This window comes from Nonomuraea sp. NPDC050691 (assembly GCF_040654455.1).
Classification (GTDB): domain Bacteria; phylum Actinomycetota; class Actinomycetes; order Streptosporangiales; family Streptosporangiaceae; genus Nonomuraea.
Window position 1 is genome coordinate 1 of sequence record NZ_JBFAIA010000060.1, and the last position, 15,103, is coordinate 15,103.

Consider the following 15,103-nt stretch of genomic DNA (forward strand, 5'->3'; position numbering starts at 1 on the left):
CAGGTAGGACGGGCCGGTCACGCGGTGGCGGAAGGTCCACCAGACCCACGCCTGCGAGGCGACCAGCAGCGGTGTCACCGCGAGGATCACCGGTGCGCGCCCAGTAACGCCGCCGCGCCTCCGCGCTGCCGACGAACCGCTGGTACGTCATGGGGTCGGCGCGCCGGGCCCGGCCGGTCGGCCCGCGGTAGTCGGGGATGCCCGACTCGGTGGAGAGCCCCGCCCCGCTGAGCACCACCGCCCCGCCCCCGGCGACCAGCGCGGACAAGGCGGCGAGATCGGGCGAGGCGGCGGGCGGCGCCGTCCCGCGGTCCTCTGCGCTCACGGTCACCTGTCCATGGTGCCCGACGGTCGGGGGTGCCGGGCACCGCCGGTCGCCCGGAGCCCGCGGATGAACAACTCCAGGTGCCGCCGGGCGAAGGCGTGCTTCTCGTCCGCGTCGAGCGGTCCGGGGAGGGGGCGGGCGATGCGCACCAGCATCGTCCCGACGTCCATGAAGGTCACGTCCTCGGGCAGGGCACCGGCGGCGCGGGCGTCGTCCACCAGGCGCCGTACGAGGCGGGCGGACACCTCGCGCGCGGCCGACAGCTCGGGGTCGGCGGCCAGGTCCACCACGTCGATCATGGCGGGCAGCACGGCGGAGACCCGCAGCTCCAGCGCCTCGCGCAGGTAGCGCGCGAGCGCCTCGAACGGGTCGTCCTCCTGCTCGGCCGCCGCCGTGGCCGCCGCCGCGGTCCTGGTGAGCGCGTCGAGAGCGACCGCGCGCAGCAGGGAGTCGCGGTCGGGGAAGCGGCGGTACAGCGTGGCGCTGCCGACCTTCGCGCGGCGGGCGATGTCGTCGAGCGGAACGTCGGGCCCGCGCTCGGCGATCATGTCCCGCGCGGCGAGCAGGATCTGCTCCAGGTTGCGCCGCGCGTCGGCCCGCATGGGTCTGGCCTCCACCTCGTCCCCTCTCGTGTCGTGACGGCCAGCATAGACCACGAAGCGGGGGAAATTCCCCCGCTTTGTCTTGTGTGGCCACCCTACCCATGTCACTGTTAAGCGGGGAATCTTTCCCCGTTTAACCCCCTCCGAAGGGACGGATCACCATGAACAGCGAGCGCCAGGTGCTCGACGTCGTACACCGCTGGGCCCGGGCCGAGCTCGACGGCGACGCCGACGCCTTCGACGGCCTCCTCAGCGCGGACTTCGCCGGCATCGGCCCCGTCGGCTTCGTCCTCGACAAGGGGCAGTGGGCCGGCCGTCACCGCGGCGACCTGAAGAACCACCACTTCGAGATCCTGGAGCCGAGCGTCCGCCTGTACGGCGACACCGCGATCGTGGGCGGGATCCAGGAGCAGCGCACCAGCGTCAGGGGACACGACGTCGACCACGCGTTCCGGCTGACCCTCGTCGCCGTCCGGCGAGGCGACGGATGGGTGATCGCCAACATCCAGCTCAGTGGCCCGCTCCAGGATCCGTCCGCGCCGCCGCCCTTCGCCCGCCCGGGCGGGCGGATCTCCCGCGACGAGCTGCGCGCGGCGATCGAGGCGAAGGCGGTCACCGTGGTCGACGCCCTGCCCGCGGCGCCGTACCGGCGCAGGCACCTGCCCGGCGCCCTCAACCTCACCGCCGAGGACGCCGAGAGGACGGCCGGCGAGGTGCTGCCGGACCGGTCCGCGGCGATCGTCGCCTACTCCACCGACACCGCCTGCGAACGCGGACCCGCCCTCGTCGCCGAGCTGGAGCGGCTCGGGTACCGGAACGTGCGCCTGTACGCCGGCGGGATCGAGGACTGGGCCGGAGCGGGCCTGCCGCTGGAGACGGCCTGAGCCTCCCGCGTGACTACGAGCCCAGGCTCTCCAGGCGCGCCTGGAGCCCGTCGAGGAAGCGCTCCAGGCCGTAGGCGAAGCTCTCGTCGCGCAGCCGCGACGGATCCTCGCCGCCCCGCCTCTCGTACCCCTCGCGCAGCAGCGGCAGGTCACGCACCGTCTCCTCGGCGACCCGCCGCAGCCCCTCCATCAGCTCCTGCTCGCTCTGCCCGCTGCGGGCCAGCATCGACAGGTACGCCGCCTCGCTGACGGTCATGCCGACGACGTACGCGATGACGGTGTTCATGGCCCGGTCGGCCTCGTCCGAGGGGAAGCCGGCGCGGTGGAACAGGGCGAGCATGCGCTCGGACTGCCGCGTCAGGTTGGGGCCGAGCCGGGCCAGGCCGACCTGGCCGAGCACCGAGGCGACCCACGGGTGGCGCAGGATCATCGCCCGCAGACCGCCCGCGGACGCGGCGACGGACTCCCGCCAGCCGTCCGGCGCCTCGGAGCCCCCGGGTTCGGGCACCTCCAGCTCGCCGTACACCTCGTCCACCACCAGCTCGATCAGCTCGTCCTTGTTGGCGACGTGCCGGTAGAGGGAGGTGGCGCCGGCGCCCAGCCGGTTGCCGAGACTGCGCATGCTGAGCGCCTCGATGCCCTCCTCGTCGAGCAGGCGGACGGCCTCGGCGACGATCCGGTCCTGGCTGAGGGGCGGCTGCTCCCGCTTGTGCCGCTGCCGTGCCCACACGGAGGGGACGGCCGGTTTGTCGGTCGGCATGGGGCCTCCTTTCCCGGCCCACCCTAGCGCACAGTGTGCGCAGCAGCGTACATGCGCTAAGACTCCCTCCTGGGCGATAGGTTGGGGGGCGTTCGGGAGCCGAAGGGAAGGTGTGAGCGTGGCGGAGCGTTACTACTCGGTGGACCGCGTGGCCGAGCTGCTCGGTCTGCACGTCAAGACCGTGCGCGGCTACGTCCGCGACGGCCGGCTCAAGGCCACCCGCATCGGCCGGCAGTACCGGATCGCCGCCGAGGACCTGGAGGCGTTCACCGGCCGCCCCGCCCCGGCGCCCGCGCGCGGCGGGCTCCACGCCGAGACGTCCGCCATCGTGCGCGTCGACGGCATCGGGCGCGAGGAGGTCATCAGGCTGGCCAACACCGTCATGGCGGCGGCCGGGAGCCGGCCCCGCGACGGCGGCGGCCCGCTGCGCGTCGAGACCGTCTACGACGAGGAACGGGCCGCCCTGACGGTCGTCATCCTGGGCGGGCTGGACGGCGCCGCCGAGCTCCTCAAGATCGTCAACCTGCTGGTGGGCGAGGAGCGGGGGGCCTGACGCCGCCGGGGCTCCGGAGCCCGGCGCCTACTCCCGGGAGGGCGTGACCGGGGCCGCCAGCAGACCCGCCAGCGCGTCCACCAGGGCGTCCGCCGTCTCCCGCCACACGGTCACCGGGTCGGCCGCCGGGTCCTCGTGCAGAGCGCGCTCCCGTTCGGCCAGCATGTGGACGAGCAGCACCCGGCACATGTCGGTCCGCTGCCGGTGCACCTCCTCCGGCACCCCCGGCGCCATCCGGAACAGGTGCTCGGCGATCGGGCCGAGCGACGGCGTGGCGACCGCCTCCTCGATGACCACGGCCCGCATGGTCGGCTCCGTGTCGGCCTGCGCCAGGAACCGGGCGAACCACGTCGGGGCGGGCAGGGAGGCCAGATGGTCGGTGGCGGGCCGCACCAGGCACGACGCCCACTCCCGCACCCCCGAGGCATCGCCGACGGCCTCCAGCATGCGGGCGCGCCGCTCCTCCATGGCGGCGTTGTGGCGGCGCAGGACGGCCCGCACCAGGTCCGTCTTGGTGCCGAAGTGGTAGCCGACGGCGTAGTTGTTCGACTGGCCGGCGGCCTCCCCGATCTGCCGGTTGGACACCGCCGCGATGCCGTGCTCGGCGAACAGCCGCTCGGCCGCCGCGAGGATCCGCTCGCGCGTGCCCGCCCCACGTCCGGGTCTGCCTCGCGTACGGCCCGGGCCGGTGCTCACCATCGGACCGGCACCTCGCGCAGCCCGCCGACCGGCACCACCTCGCGCGGCGCCGGCTCGGCCGCCGGGCCGGACAGCACCCGGCGCACGTCCGTCCACTCGGGCGGCGGCTCCGGCGCGGAGGGGTTACGGAAGGGATGGCCGGGGACGACGTCGCTCACAGGGTCTCCTCGCTTCGGGCCGACATCCCCCTGTCTAAGCCATGTGACTTAATCCCGTCAACCGAGCCCGCAGCGCGCCCAGACGCCGCGGATCTCCTCCAGCGGGTACGGGGTGGTCCTGCTCTCGCGCTGCGGCAGGCCCAAGAGGTTGGCCGTGGAGCCCCGGTTCGCGGGCAGGAGCTCCAGGTCCGTGAGCGGCACGCGCTTGACGAAGACGGGGACGCCCTCGATCTCCAGCCGCGCCGACGCCCCGCCGATGCCGGAGCCGGCCGGGGTGGCCGTGTTCACCAGCTCACCCAGCCGCCGGTCACCCATCAGGGCCAGGGACGTGGACGCGGCGCCGTGGGCGCGCAGCCGCTCCCGGCGGGTTGCGGTCCTGGCCGGTTCGGTCGCGTTCATCGGCGGGTCCAACGCTCGCGGGCCGGCCGGGGTTCCGCTCCTGGCCGGCCCGCTCGCCTTCAGCCCGCCACCTGCGAAGGGAGGTCCGTCACGTGCGAAGGGGTGTCCGCCGCCGGTGAAGGAGCGCCGAACCAGGTGCGCAGCGCCGCCTCCAGGAGGGCGCTCCCGTACGGCGTGCCCGGGCCCCCGGCCCACGCGACGGCGCCGTCCGGACGGACCAGCGCGGCACTCAGCGCCGGATGGCCCACGGCCGTGACCTCCACCACCATGACCCGGTCCCGCCGGCCGGCCGCCGCGGCGACCGCCGGACTCCCCGGCGGGGCGAACAGCAGGGGCCTGCCGCCGGTGGTGAGCCGGCTGAGGGGCACCTCCCGCCCCGGCTCCGCCGCCGGGGAGAGCGTGATGTCCGGGCAGTGCGTGCCGGTCAGCGGATGCGCCTCCGGTGTCGCGTACGGGAACGCGTACCGCGTCCGCAGACCCGACAGCATCCGGCCGAAATAGCGGTTGACGTCCGGGATGTCCATCAGCTCCGCGACGATGTCGCGCAGCGCGTCCGTGTGCGGCCCCGGCAGCATGAGCGCCGACTGCGCCCGCGTGTTGTGCAGCACGGCATGCCCGGCGGGGTGCCGCTCCGCGGTGTAGGTGTCGAGCAGCCCCTCAGGGGCGGTCCCGAGGGCCTCGGCGGCCAGCTTCCAGCCGAGGTTGACCGCGTCCATCAGCCCGAGGTTGAGCCCCTGGCCGCCGTTGGGGGAGTGGACGTGGGCCGCGTCGCCCGCCAGCAGCACCCGGCCCAGGCGGTAGGTGGCGGCCTGGCGGGCCTGGTCGGTGAAGCGCAGGGCATCGCCCATCCGGGTGATGGTCACGTCCACGCCCGCCACGCGCCGGACGCTGGCCCGCAGTTCCTCCGCCGTGACCGGCCCCTCGTGGCGCTCATGGGTGTCGGCGAAGTCGAACGTGCCGATGCCGCCGGGGCCATGGAGGAGCATGCCGCCCGGCAGGCGGCCCGGGGGCGGCAGCGCGCCGGGGGCGGCGATCTCGGCGTGCGCCTGGCGGGCCGTCATGAGGGGAGGGGTGCCGGGGAAGGCGAACCCGGCGAGCTTGCGCACGGTGCTGCGCCCGCCGTCGCACCCCGCCACGTAGGCGGCCCGGAGCCGCCGCTCGCCGGTGGGCGTGGCGACGGTCACGGTGACGCCGTCCTCGTCCGGGGAGAGCCCGGTGACGGTGTGCTCGCGGCGTACGGTCACGCCGAGCCCGGCGGCGTACTCGCCCAGGACGGCCTCCAGGTCGGGCTGCCAGATGAGCACACCGCGCCGGCCCGGCTCCTCCTGCAACGTCGGGTCGATCTTGTGGATCCAGGCGAAGTGGTCCTTCTCGCTGCCGTGCTCCCGCGCCTTCTCGGCTCCGCGCTCCGGCTGGTACGCGCTCAGCCGCTCACCCAGACCGCGCCGCCGCAGCGCCTCGGCGGCCAGCGGCCCGATCCCGCGCGATCTGCGCCACGGCGACGGTTCCGCCAGCCGTTCCAGCACCAGCGGCCGGGCCCCGGCCAGGCGCAGCTCGGCGGCCAGGAAGAGGCCCACGGGCCCGGCTCCCGCCACGATCACGTCGGCGTCCATGACGTACCTCCTTAACTTGTTAAAGAGCCACGATGTCTTTAACTTGTTAAGGTGTCAAGCCGGAGTGGACGAGAGGAAGGCGGGCCGGCGATGCCGATCGACAAGGAGACCGCGGCCAGGACCGCGCTGCGACTGCTGGAGGAGGACGGGCTGGACAGGCTGACCGTGCGCAGGGTCGCGTCGGCGCTCGGCGTCCAGGCGCCGGCGCTGTACTGGCATTTCGCCGACAAGCGGGCGCTGCTCGACCAGATCGTCGACGTCATGCTCGCCCCCGCGGCCATGGAGCTGGGCCGTCCCGGGCCTGGCGAGCCGTGGTGGACGTGGCTGGAGCGCTCGCTGGGGGCGTTGCGGCGCGCCCTGCTCGCTCACCGTGACGGGGCCCGCGTGGCCGCCGGTGCCGACGTCACGCGCGCCGTCGCGATGGGCGCGTTCGCCGAGCGCGTCACCGAGGTGCTGCATGCGGCCGGTTTCGGGCTGGCGGACGCCTCGCGGGCGGCGGGCGCGCTCGTCCACTTCGTCGTCGGGCGAACCCTGGAGGAGCAGTCGCGGCCCGCCCTCGAGGAGGAGGCGCGCGCGGTGGCGGACGCCGGATTCCCGTTCCCCGTGCTCGCCGCCGCCCTGCGGGAGCGCCACGAGGCCGGGATCACGCCGGACGAGGACTTCGCTTACAGCCTCATGATCATGCTCACCGGCCTGCGAGCCCTGCGCGACCGGTCCGTCTGACGCCGCCGATGTTCCCGGTTGCGTACGCCATGCCGGTCTGCGTACAGTGTTCGCAACAGCGAGGCACGTACGCACTGCAGGGAACCGAGAGGACGGCCACCATGCCGAAGACCACCACCTGGGACACGAGCGGCACCTGGGACTCCAAGGGCGGTTGGGCCGCCCAGGGCGAGCCCGGCCCGGCCACCGGCGGCCTGGCCCCGGCCGGGCTCGGCCGGATGCGCGAGGTGCTGGCGCGGCCCGTCGAGTCCGGGGCGGTCCCGGGTCTCGTCGCCCTGGTCGGCCGCGGCGACGAGACGCACGTCGAGGTCATGGGCACCCTGAGCGCCGGTGGAGACGAGCCCATGCGCAGGGACACGATCTTCCGCATGGCCTCCGCCACCAAGCCCGTCACGGCCGCCGCCGCGATGGTCCTCGTCGAGGAGTGCCGGCTGCGGCTCGACGACCCCGTCGACCCGTGGCTGCCCGAGCTGGCCGACCGGCGGGTCCTGAGAAGCCTGGAGTCGCCGCTGGACGACACCGTGCCGGCCCACCGGCCGATCACCCTGCGCGACCTGCTGACCTTCACCTTCGGCTTCGGCGCCGTGCTCGCGGCGCCGGACACCTACCCCGTCCAGGTCGCGATCCGCGAGCTGGGTCTCGACACCACCTCGCCGGACTTCGGGCCCGACGAGTGGATCAAGCGGCTCGGCGAACTGCCGCTCCTGCGCCAGCCCGGCGAGATGTGGCAGTACCACACGGGCTCCGACGTGCTCGGCGTGCTCATCGCCAGAGTGTCGGGACAGCCGTTCGAGACGTTCCTGCGCGAGCGGATCCTCGACCCCCTCGGCATGAAGGACACCGGCTTCCACGTGCCCGAGGACAAGATCCACCGGCTGCCCGTCTGCTACGCCCACGACCCCGCGACCGGCGGGCTGACGGTGTGGGACGAGGCCGCCGGCGGCAGGTACAGCCGGCCGCCGGTGTTCGCGGCGGGCGGCGACGGCCTGGTCTCGACGGCCGACGACTACCACGCCTTCTACCGGATGCTGCTCAACAAGGGCACGTTCGGCGGCGAGCGCGTCCTGTCGCGCGCCTCGGTCGAGCTCATGACCAGTGACCGGCTCACGCCCGCGCAGAAGACGGAGAAGGACGCCTTCGGCGACCACTTCGGCCACCACGGCGGCTACGGCTTCGGCATGGCCGTCCGCACCCACCGCCGCGACCTGGCCTCACCGGGCCAGTTCGGCTGGGACGGCGGCCTCGGCACCAGCGTGTACGCCGACCCCGCCGAGGGGCTCGTCGGCATCCTGCTCACCCAGACGGCCCAGGACTCCCTGGACACGCCGAACCTCATCAAGGACTTCTGGACCGCCGCGTACCAGGCCGTCGCCTGACCTCGAACCGAGGCCCGTCGCCCGCCGCGGCCGGAAGGACGCTAGGACGCGGCGTCGGGGATCCAGCTTCCGTGGAAGCCGGCCGGGACACGGCGCGGCAGCCGCACCGAGGCCGTGCGCGACAGGTCGGCGGCGTCCAGCACCAGCAGCTCGGAGCCGTGCCCGGCGCGGTCCGTGACGATCGACAGCAGCCAGCCCTCGTCCTCGCCCCGGGCGCCCTCGGCGGGCACGAACACCGCCTCGCCCGGCACCAGGTCAGGGCCGAGCTCCAGCGCCGCCGAGGAGCCGGAACGCAGGTCGTGCTTCACGATCGCGTCGCCCGCGGCTGTGTAGAGGTAGCGGTGCGGGCGGCCGGTGCGGGCGTCGTCGTGGGTGGGGAACTCCACGGGCCGGTCGTCGAGCGGCTCCTCCTTGACCGCGCCGGAGGCCGGGTCCAGGATCCAGCGGTGCAGCCGGGAGCTCCCGGTGGCCGCCGCCCGCGCCGGGGCGCTCGCGACGGCCGTGGCCGCCGAAGAGCCCGGGGCCTCGTTCGCCGGGCCGCCGATGCTCGGCCAGAACGCGGTGAACTCCTCCGGCCGGTAGCGGACACCGTCCACGACCACCCGCCCGGCCTCGTCCTCGTACGCGTTGCCCACGTGGAAGACGTAACAGGGATCGATCCCGAACCACCGCACCGGGCCGCCGGACCGCGGCATCACGCCGAGCCGCGCCCCGTAGGCGTCGTCCCAGCGGAACGGCATGCCCCCGCGCCCCCGCGCCAGGGCCATGTCGAACACCACCGGCAGGTCCAGCCACACGACGTGGTTCTCGGTGATGGCGAAGTCGTGCATCATCGTCGGGCCGGGTACCTCGACCTCGCGGCTCTCCACCAGCCGCCCGCCGGCCGACAGCCGGTGATAGGTGAGGTACGGAGGGACGAGCCCGTACCCGAAGAACAGCAGCTCCCCGGTGACCGGGTCCTCCTTCGGGTGGGCGGTCATCCCGCCCGTCAGCAGCCCGCCGAAGTCGCACGGGCCCACCGTGTCCAGCTCGGGGGTCAGCTCGTACGGGAACCCGGTCTCGACCAGCGCGAGGATGCGGCCGGCGTGCGGCACGACGTGGGTGTTGGCCGGGACGGCCGCGTGGTCGAACGTGCCGTCGGCGCGCACGAACCGGGCGCCGTCCGTGAACGCGGTGGTGCGCACCCAGCGGTTGCGATACCACACCGCGCGGCCGTCGCGCAGCCGCAGGCCGTGGACCATGCCGGGCCCGGTGAACCAGTGGGCCGACGGGGTGCCCGGCAGCGGGTTGGGGCCGTTGCGGAAGTAGCGGCCGGTCAGCTCGGGCGGCAGGGCGCCCTCGACCGGCAGGCCGGCCGCGTCGATCTCGTCGGGGACGGGGCCGTGGTGGCCCTCCAGCCACAGGGAGGGGGAGGTTCCGTTCGCCTCGGTCATCTCGATGCTCCTCACAGGCTCGGTTCGACGGCGGGGTGGCGGGCGGCGGGGGCGGCGGCGGACCTCACGAGCTCTGCCGCGCCGCCGCGGCGGTCGCGCGCTCCCGGGCCCTGGCGGTGTAACGCGCGGTGAAGACGGCGGGCAGGGTGAAGCCGGCGACCTTGCAGGCCACCAGGACGGCGATGGCCTGCGGCGCCCAGTGCTGCACGCAGGCCAGCGCGATCGCGGTGATCGTGAAGCCGACGGCCCAGGCCCTGGTGATGACCACGTTGACCTGCCGGAACCGCTCCGTGGCGGCGATGTGCGCGTCGACCTGGCGGCGCGCGATGCCCGCGGTGAACGGGCGGCCGGCGGCGAGGGTGCCCCACGCGGTGAGGGCGAGCCAGGCGATGGCCAGCGACGCGCCGTAGCTCAGCGCGGGGGAGCCGGGAACGGCGAACGAGAGCACGGTCAGCAGCGCCATGTAGACGGCGGTCGAGGTCTCCAGGATCAGCGCGTCCCACGCGATGCCGGAGCGCAGCCGGTCGAGGGCGAGCAGGACGAGCGCGGCGACCAGGCCGGTGATCGCGCCGGCGCGGGCGTCGACATCGCTGACGATGGCGAGGGCGATCCAGGGGAGAAAGGTCCGGCCGTAGTACTTCACCATGACGCCGCCTCCAGACGACATTCCAACTTTGACATGTCGAAATGTAGACCTTCCACTTTTGACATGTCAATCCGGGAAGGTAGGGTTCGTGGCATGAGTCTGCGGCATGCGGTCCTCGGCCTGATCGTGGAGCTTGACGGCGCGAGTGGCTACGACCTGATGAAGCTCTTCGAGATCTCGCTCGCCAACGTGTGGACGGCGACCCAGAGCCAGGTGTACGGCGAACTGGCCAAGCTCACGGCCGACGGCCTCATCGAGGTGGCCGCCGAGGGCCCGCGCGGCCGCAAGGAGTACCGGGCGACGGACGCCGGACGCGACGAGCTGCGCCGGTGGCTGGTCGAGGAGGAGCCCCGGCCCGCGCGGCGCGACGGCATGCTGCTGAAGGTGTTCTTCCTCGGCCAGCTCGATCCCGGACAGGACCGGGCGTACCTGCGCGACAGTGCCGCGATCATGGGGGAGCGGCACGACGGCCTGACCGCGCTCCAGGAGCAGGTGACGTGGGGCGACGACAACCTGTCGCTCTACGGACGGCTGACGCTGGAGTACGGCCGGCGCTTCTTCGCGATGCGCAAGGAGTGGGCCGAGTGGGCGGAGGCCGAGCTGGCCGGCCGCGCCGCGCCGCCCGACGACTCCGACCGCGTCTAGCGGTTTCAGGTCCAGCGGGCCCGGGTGCGGGCCTCGATGGCGTGCAGCACCGCCACCATGTCCGCACCGCCGTGCCCCAGCTCCACGGTCTCGCCGAACAGCTCGTGGCAGACGTCCAGCAGGGGCGAGGCCAGACCGGACGCCCGGGCCGCCTCGGCGATCAGCCGGTTGTTCTTCAGCACGTCCACCGCCGCGGCCTGCACCGCGAAGTCGCGGGCCAGCAGCTTGGGCGCCTTCATCCGCGACACGGCGCTGGCCATCGGCCCGGCGTCCAGGATGTCGAGGAACCGCCCGCGGTCCAGGCCGTTGCGGTCGGCGAAGTGGTACGCCTCGGTGAGCCCGGTGACCATGGTGATGAGGAACAGGTTCACCGCGAGCTTCGTCAGCAGCGCGCCCGGCACCGGCCCGCAGGTGAACGCCTCCCGGCACATCGGCGCCAGCAGCGGAGCCACCTCCTCGACGCCGGCGGGCTCCCCGCCCAGCATCGCCACGAGCCGCCCGGCCTCCGCGGGCTCGCGCGAGCCGGAGACGGGCGCCTCGACGTAGCCGCCCCCGGCCCCCTGGACGGCCTTCTCCAGGTCGCGCGAGTAGCCCGGCGAGGTCGTCCCCATGTGGACGACGACGCGTCCCGCCACCCGGGCGGCGAAGGCGGGCGTGCCGCGGCCCAGGACCGCGTCCATGGCCGCCTCGTCCGCCAGCATGAGGATCACCACCCGGGCCCGCCCGAACACCTCGCCGGGGCCGGACGCGACGTCGGCCCCGGCCGCGCGCAGGGGCTCGGCCCGGGACGCGGTGCGGTTCCACACCACGAGCGGCGTCCCGGCGCGGGCCAGGTTGAGCGCCATGGGCTGTCCCATGACCCCGAGACCGATGAATCCGACGTCCACGACGCACCACCACCTGACCGCGCGACCAGCCCGTCTATGACAGTGGTCATACTAGAACGCGCTATGCCAAGTGTCATAGAGGGGGCGGTAATCTGACGTCGGAGCGCTGCCGCCGGGCGGCGCGACCTCATGGGTGCGTCAGGCGGGAGGCCGGGATGGCGGATGGGGAGCGGGGGCCGCGGGAGCGGATGGTGTTCAGCGCGGCGCAGCTCATCCGCCGCGACGGGGTCACCGCCACCGGGATGCGCGACGTGGCCGCCCACGCGCGGGCGCCCCGGGGTTCGTTGCGCCACTACTTCCCGGGCGGCAAGGAGCAGCTCGTCAACGAGGCCGTGGACTGGGCGGGCCGCTACGCCGCCGGCCGCGTCGCCCGGTTCCTGGCCGGCATGCCGGAGCCGTCGCCGAGCCGGCTGTTCGCCGCGATGGCCGCGCAGTGGATCGACGAGTACGGCTCCGCGGGGTTCGAGGCGGGCGGGTGTCCCGTCGCGGCGGCGACCGTGGACTGCTCGGAGGCGGCCGGGTCCACCCGGGAGGCCGCGGCGGCCGCGTTCGCCCGCTGGACCGCGCCGGTCGCGCGGGCGCTGGCCGACATGGGCGTGCCCGCGGGCCGGGCCGAGTCGCTCGCCACCGTGATGATCAGCGCGCTGGAGGGGGCGATCCTCATCGCGCGGGCCGAGCGCGACGTGCGCGCCCTGACGGCCGTGACGCGCGAGCTGGGCCCCCTCCTGGACGCCGCCGCCGCGACCCCGCCCGCCTGACGCCCCACTCCGGGACGCCGCGCCGCCCCCGCCTGACGGCCCCTCTCCGGGCGCCGGGACCTCGCTTACCCGGTGGCTCCGCGCGGGAGCGTCATCGGCGTTCCTCCTCCGCCAGCGCGCGCAGGGTCGAGACGAGCGCGGCCCGGTCGGGCGCCGCCGCGAAGAACGCCGCGTCGGTGCTCTCCACCTCGGCCACGGCCCGCACGATCAGCTCGCGGCCCCGCTCGGTGACCCGCAGCAGCTTGGCGCGGCTGTCGGCCGGGTCGGTCTCGCGGACGAGAAGGCCCTTGTCCTCCAGCTTGCGCAGCACCTGGGAGGCCATCTTCACGTCGGTGCCGGCCTGCCGGGCCACGCCGAGCTGGTTCGGCAGACCGCCCTGCCGGTTCAGCCACCACGCGCACGCCAGCAGGACGAACTGGACGTGCGTCAGGTCGAAGGGCTCCAGCGCCGCCGTGACGGCCCGCTGCCAGCGCAGCGTGGTCCGCCACAGCAGGAACCCGGGGCTGTCGTCCGGCGTGAGGCTCACGCCGTCTCCGCGAGCTTGACCAGGGCGGCCACCGCGTCGGGCAGGTCGGCGGCGACGGCCGGGCCGATCTGCTCGGCTCCGGGACCCGTCACCTCCACGCGGTGCGTCACCCGGGTGCCCCCGGAGACCGGCTCCAGCGTGTGCGCGAAGCGCAGCGTGACCTCGCCGAACGGCGTCTCGTCGGCGAACGCCTCGTTCTCGTCGGCCCTGGTGATGCGGGCACGGACCTCGCCCTGCCCCTGCGGCGTCATGACGATCTCGGACCCGGCGGCGAAGGGGCCGCGCAGCTCGGCCCGCTCCAGGCCGGTGTCCCAGCGCACCCAGCCGGGGACGTCGGCGTACAGCGCCCACACCGCCGAGGCGGGGGCGGTCGTCTCGGTGCTGTGCTCGAAAGCCCACATGGTCGCACTCCTTTGATCTGCGCGCAGATTGTCTACGCGTAGACTATATCGCGGAGGTCGTCGGTCTCAAGGGCGGAACGCCCGGAGCGTGACGTCCACGAGCGCGTCGGCGTACTCGGGCGTCAGGGGGCCCGAGCGGTGCAGCCAGCGCCGGTACAGGGGGGAGTAGAGCACGTCGAGCACCAGGTCGAGGTCGGCGTCGGCGGCGAGCTGGCCCGCCTCCTGCGCCGCGCGCAGCCGCGCCTTCTTGGCCTCGTCGAGCGGGCCGGCCAGCCTCTCCTCGTACTGCGCGGCGAGATCGGGATCGTTGACGATCTCCGAGGTGAGCGCCCGTATCGGCGCCTCGAAGGCCGGGTCGGCGAACTCGGCCGCGGTCGCCCGCATGACGAGCTTCAGGTCGGCCTCGAGGTCGCCCGTGTCGGGCAGCGCGAACCCCTCGCCCCCCGGATCCTCGCTGAGCGCGAGGATCGACTCGAAGACGACCGCGCCCTTGGACGGCCACCAGCGGTAGATCGTCTGCTTGCCCACGCCGGCACGCGCGGCGATGGCCTCGATCGAGACCTTCCCGTAGCCCACCTCGCCGATCAGCGTGCGGGCGGCCTCGAGGATGGCGTGCCGCGACCGCTCGCTGCGCCGGGTGGGGTCGGGCTTCCTGTCGTCGGACATGTCCGCGAGGGTACCACAAGCGAGACGAGACGGTTCGTCTTGACGTAGGGCCGCCGGTCGTGCAGAATCTGGCGACGAGACGAACCGTCTCGCCTCATGAGGGCATGAGGACGACTGCGAGAACAAGGAGGTGAGGCCCGTGACGACCGGAAAGGTGTGGTTCATCACCGGCGCTTCCCGCGGCCTGGGCAGGGCTTTCACCGAGGCCGCGCTGGAGGCCGGCGACCGCGTCGTCGCCGCCGCCCGCCACGTGGAGCCGCTGACGGAGCTCGCCGGGCGGCATCCGGGCCGGCTGGTGCCGCTGCCGCTGGACGTCTCCGACCGGGCCGCCGTCCACGAGGGGGTCGAACGGGCGGTTGGCGCCTTCGGCCGCCTCGACGTCGTGGTCAACAACGCCGGCGGGCTCCTGTACGGGATGGTGGAGGAGGCCACGGAGGAGCAGATCCGGGCCCATCTCGACGTGAACTTCTTCGGCGCGGTCTGGGTGAGCCAGGCCGTGATCCCGTACCTGCGGAAGCAGGGCTCGGGGCGCGTCCTGCAGGTCACCTCGATGGGCACGAGCGGCGGCATGGCCTCGGTCGGCTTCTACGGGGCCGGCAAGGCGGCGCTCGACTCGTTCAGCGAGGCCCTGGCGATGGAGCTGGAGCCGTTCGGCGTCAAGGTGACGATCGTGCAGATGGGCGGCTACGACACGGGCCTGTTCACGGCCGGCACGACGGCCACCGAGCCGCTGCCCGCGTACGAGCCGCTGCGCGCCGAGCTGGCCGAGATGTGGGGCGACGACGCCGGGCCCCCGCCGAGCACGGCCGCCCCCGTCATCCTGGAGCTGGCGGCGCTGCCCGAGCCGCCCCGGCGGCTGATCGTCGGCGGCGCGTCGTACGACCTCGTCCAGCAGATGGAACGCGCCCGGACGGAGCTGTACCAGGCGTGGGAGCACCTCAGCCGCCAGGCTCCCGGCTGACCGAGTTGATCATGTTCGGGGTGGCTCGCTAGGGTTGGGCTCCTTCACGCGCCCCTTCGCAGGCGCGCTCACGGCACCACCCGTTCGG

19 protein-coding genes and 1 pseudogene are annotated in these 15,103 nt (G+C 74.0%); 7 read left to right on the forward strand and 13 right to left on the reverse strand.

What is annotated here, in order from left to right:
- Together AB0H81_RS22050 and AB0H81_RS22055 are read right to left on the reverse strand one after the other, a co-directional pair.
- Positions 1-268 (reverse strand): annotated as a pseudogene (locus AB0H81_RS22050) (hypothetical protein); the annotation flags it as partial.
- A 59-nt stretch (positions 269-327) separates the two neighbouring features.
- Entirely contained in the window at positions 328-942 is a 615-nt protein-coding gene (locus AB0H81_RS22055) for a helix-turn-helix domain-containing protein (protein ID WP_358377438.1), read from the reverse strand.
- A 146-nt stretch (positions 943-1,088) separates the two neighbouring features.
- Here AB0H81_RS22055 and AB0H81_RS22060 point away from each other — a divergent pair, with 146 nt between their 5' ends.
- Positions 1,089-1,811, forward strand: coding sequence for a DUF4440 domain-containing protein (locus AB0H81_RS22060; protein WP_358377440.1), 723 nt, complete (start codon positions 1,089-1,091; stop codon positions 1,809-1,811).
- A gap of 13 nt (positions 1,812-1,824) precedes the next feature.
- Here AB0H81_RS22060 and AB0H81_RS22065 read toward each other — a convergent pair whose 3' ends face one another.
- A complete protein-coding gene (locus AB0H81_RS22065; protein WP_358377443.1) occupies positions 1,825-2,571 on the reverse strand; it encodes a TetR/AcrR family transcriptional regulator in 747 nt (248 codons plus the stop codon).
- 118 nt (positions 2,572-2,689) lie between these two features.
- On the opposite strand from AB0H81_RS22065, the gene AB0H81_RS22070 reads away from it, so the two are divergent.
- Entirely contained in the window at positions 2,690-3,124 is a 435-nt protein-coding gene (locus AB0H81_RS22070) for a helix-turn-helix domain-containing protein (protein ID WP_358377446.1), read from the forward strand.
- 27 nt (positions 3,125-3,151) lie between these two features.
- On the opposite strand, the gene AB0H81_RS22075 is transcribed toward AB0H81_RS22070, so the two are convergent.
- The 4 genes from AB0H81_RS22075 to AB0H81_RS22090 are packed head-to-tail and all read right to left on the reverse strand — an operon-like array spanning position 3,152 to position 5,993.
- Complete coding sequence (locus AB0H81_RS22075) at positions 3,152-3,823, reverse strand: TetR family transcriptional regulator (protein WP_358377448.1); 672 nt, start codon at positions 3,821-3,823, stop codon at positions 3,152-3,154.
- Entirely contained in the window at positions 3,817-3,981 is a 165-nt protein-coding gene (locus AB0H81_RS22080) for a hypothetical protein (RefSeq protein ID WP_358377451.1), read from the reverse strand. Before AB0H81_RS22080 ends, AB0H81_RS22075 begins: the two co-directional genes overlap by 7 nt.
- A gap of 57 nt (positions 3,982-4,038) precedes the next feature.
- On the reverse strand, positions 4,039-4,380 hold the full coding sequence (locus AB0H81_RS22085) for a hypothetical protein (protein ID WP_358377454.1): 342 nt from the start codon (positions 4,378-4,380) through the stop codon (positions 4,039-4,041).
- 59 nt (positions 4,381-4,439) lie between these two features.
- Positions 4,440-5,993, reverse strand: coding sequence for an FAD-dependent monooxygenase (locus tag AB0H81_RS22090; RefSeq protein ID WP_358377457.1), 1,554 nt, complete (start codon positions 5,991-5,993; stop codon positions 4,440-4,442).
- A gap of 90 nt (positions 5,994-6,083) precedes the next feature.
- On the opposite strand from AB0H81_RS22090, the gene AB0H81_RS22095 reads away from it, so the two are divergent.
- Positions 6,084-6,716 (forward strand): TetR/AcrR family transcriptional regulator C-terminal domain-containing protein, encoded by a 633-nt coding sequence (locus AB0H81_RS22095; protein WP_358377460.1) that lies wholly within the window; start codon positions 6,084-6,086, stop codon positions 6,714-6,716.
- A 101-nt stretch (positions 6,717-6,817) separates the two neighbouring features.
- Entirely contained in the window at positions 6,818-8,092 is a 1,275-nt protein-coding gene (locus AB0H81_RS22100) for a serine hydrolase domain-containing protein (protein WP_358377463.1), read from the forward strand.
- A 41-nt stretch (positions 8,093-8,133) separates the two neighbouring features.
- Here the strand turns inward: AB0H81_RS22100 and AB0H81_RS22105 are convergent, their stop codons facing one another.
- Together AB0H81_RS22105 and AB0H81_RS22110 are read right to left on the reverse strand one after the other, a co-directional pair.
- On the reverse strand, positions 8,134-9,525 hold the full coding sequence (locus AB0H81_RS22105) for a carotenoid oxygenase family protein (RefSeq protein ID WP_358377466.1): 1,392 nt from the start codon (positions 9,523-9,525) through the stop codon (positions 8,134-8,136).
- A 64-nt stretch (positions 9,526-9,589) separates the two neighbouring features.
- On the reverse strand, positions 9,590-10,171 hold the full coding sequence (locus AB0H81_RS22110) for a hypothetical protein (protein WP_358377469.1): 582 nt from the start codon (positions 10,169-10,171) through the stop codon (positions 9,590-9,592).
- A 93-nt stretch (positions 10,172-10,264) separates the two neighbouring features.
- Here AB0H81_RS22110 and AB0H81_RS22115 point away from each other — a divergent pair, with 93 nt between their 5' ends.
- Positions 10,265-10,816 (forward strand): PadR family transcriptional regulator, encoded by a 552-nt coding sequence (locus tag AB0H81_RS22115; protein ID WP_358377472.1) that lies wholly within the window; start codon positions 10,265-10,267, stop codon positions 10,814-10,816.
- Between the two features lie 5 nt (positions 10,817-10,821).
- On the opposite strand, the gene AB0H81_RS22120 is transcribed toward AB0H81_RS22115, so the two are convergent.
- On the reverse strand, positions 10,822-11,703 hold the full coding sequence (locus AB0H81_RS22120) for an NAD(P)-dependent oxidoreductase (protein ID WP_358377475.1): 882 nt from the start codon (positions 11,701-11,703) through the stop codon (positions 10,822-10,824).
- A 155-nt stretch (positions 11,704-11,858) separates the two neighbouring features.
- On the opposite strand from AB0H81_RS22120, the gene AB0H81_RS22125 reads away from it, so the two are divergent.
- Positions 11,859-12,461, forward strand: a complete 603-nt coding sequence (locus AB0H81_RS22125; RefSeq protein ID WP_358377478.1) for a TetR/AcrR family transcriptional regulator — start codon at positions 11,859-11,861, stop codon at positions 12,459-12,461.
- 91 nt (positions 12,462-12,552) lie between these two features.
- Here the strand turns inward: AB0H81_RS22125 and AB0H81_RS22130 are convergent, their stop codons facing one another.
- The 3 genes from AB0H81_RS22130 to AB0H81_RS22140 all read right to left on the reverse strand — a co-directional run bounded on the left by AB0H81_RS22130 (position 12,553) and on the right by AB0H81_RS22140 (position 14,054).
- Positions 12,553-12,987, reverse strand: coding sequence for a MarR family transcriptional regulator (locus tag AB0H81_RS22130; protein WP_358377481.1), 435 nt, complete (start codon positions 12,985-12,987; stop codon positions 12,553-12,555).
- Positions 12,984-13,388 (reverse strand): SRPBCC family protein, encoded by a 405-nt coding sequence (locus AB0H81_RS22135; protein ID WP_358377483.1) that lies wholly within the window; start codon positions 13,386-13,388, stop codon positions 12,984-12,986. Before AB0H81_RS22135 ends, AB0H81_RS22130 begins: the two co-directional genes overlap by 4 nt.
- A 66-nt stretch (positions 13,389-13,454) precedes the next feature.
- Complete coding sequence (locus tag AB0H81_RS22140) at positions 13,455-14,054, reverse strand: TetR/AcrR family transcriptional regulator (RefSeq protein ID WP_358377486.1); 600 nt, start codon at positions 14,052-14,054, stop codon at positions 13,455-13,457.
- A gap of 139 nt (positions 14,055-14,193) precedes the next feature.
- Between AB0H81_RS22140 and AB0H81_RS22145 the strand changes: the two genes are divergently transcribed.
- Positions 14,194-15,015 carry an SDR family NAD(P)-dependent oxidoreductase gene (locus AB0H81_RS22145; RefSeq protein ID WP_358377489.1) on the forward strand — a complete coding sequence of 274 codons (822 nt, stop codon included), beginning with the start codon at positions 14,194-14,196 and terminating at the stop codon, positions 15,013-15,015.
- Positions 15,016-15,103 lie beyond the last annotated feature (88 nt).

Bases quoted from the DNA above. Each gene is read 5' to 3' on its own strand.
- AB0H81_RS22060 (WP_358377440.1), top strand. From the start codon at position 1,089: ATGAACAGCGAGCGCCAGGTGCTCGACGTCGTACACCGCTGGGCCCGG.
- AB0H81_RS22065 (WP_358377443.1), bottom strand. From the start codon at position 2,571: ATGCCGACCGACAAACCGGCCGTCCCCTCCGTGTGGGCACGGCAGCGG.
- AB0H81_RS22075 (WP_358377448.1), bottom strand. From the start codon at position 3,823: ATGGTGAGCACCGGCCCGGGCCGTACGCGAGGCAGACCCGGACGTGGG.
- AB0H81_RS22085 (WP_358377454.1), bottom strand. From the start codon at position 4,380: ATGAACGCGACCGAACCGGCCAGGACCGCAACCCGCCGGGAGCGGCTG.
- AB0H81_RS22090 (WP_358377457.1), bottom strand. From the start codon at position 5,993: ATGGACGCCGACGTGATCGTGGCGGGAGCCGGGCCCGTGGGCCTCTTC.
- AB0H81_RS22095 (WP_358377460.1), top strand. From the start codon at position 6,084: ATGCCGATCGACAAGGAGACCGCGGCCAGGACCGCGCTGCGACTGCTG.
- AB0H81_RS22100 (WP_358377463.1), top strand. From the start codon at position 6,818: ATGCCGAAGACCACCACCTGGGACACGAGCGGCACCTGGGACTCCAAG.
- AB0H81_RS22105 (WP_358377466.1), bottom strand. From the start codon at position 9,525: ATGACCGAGGCGAACGGAACCTCCCCCTCCCTGTGGCTGGAGGGCCAC.
- AB0H81_RS22110 (WP_358377469.1), bottom strand. From the start codon at position 10,171: ATGGTGAAGTACTACGGCCGGACCTTTCTCCCCTGGATCGCCCTCGCC.
- AB0H81_RS22115 (WP_358377472.1), top strand. From the start codon at position 10,265: ATGAGTCTGCGGCATGCGGTCCTCGGCCTGATCGTGGAGCTTGACGGC.
- AB0H81_RS22125 (WP_358377478.1), top strand. From the start codon at position 11,859: ATGGCGGATGGGGAGCGGGGGCCGCGGGAGCGGATGGTGTTCAGCGCG.
- AB0H81_RS22135 (WP_358377483.1), bottom strand. From the start codon at position 13,388: ATGTGGGCTTTCGAGCACAGCACCGAGACGACCGCCCCCGCCTCGGCG.
- AB0H81_RS22140 (WP_358377486.1), bottom strand. From the start codon at position 14,054: ATGTCCGACGACAGGAAGCCCGACCCCACCCGGCGCAGCGAGCGGTCG.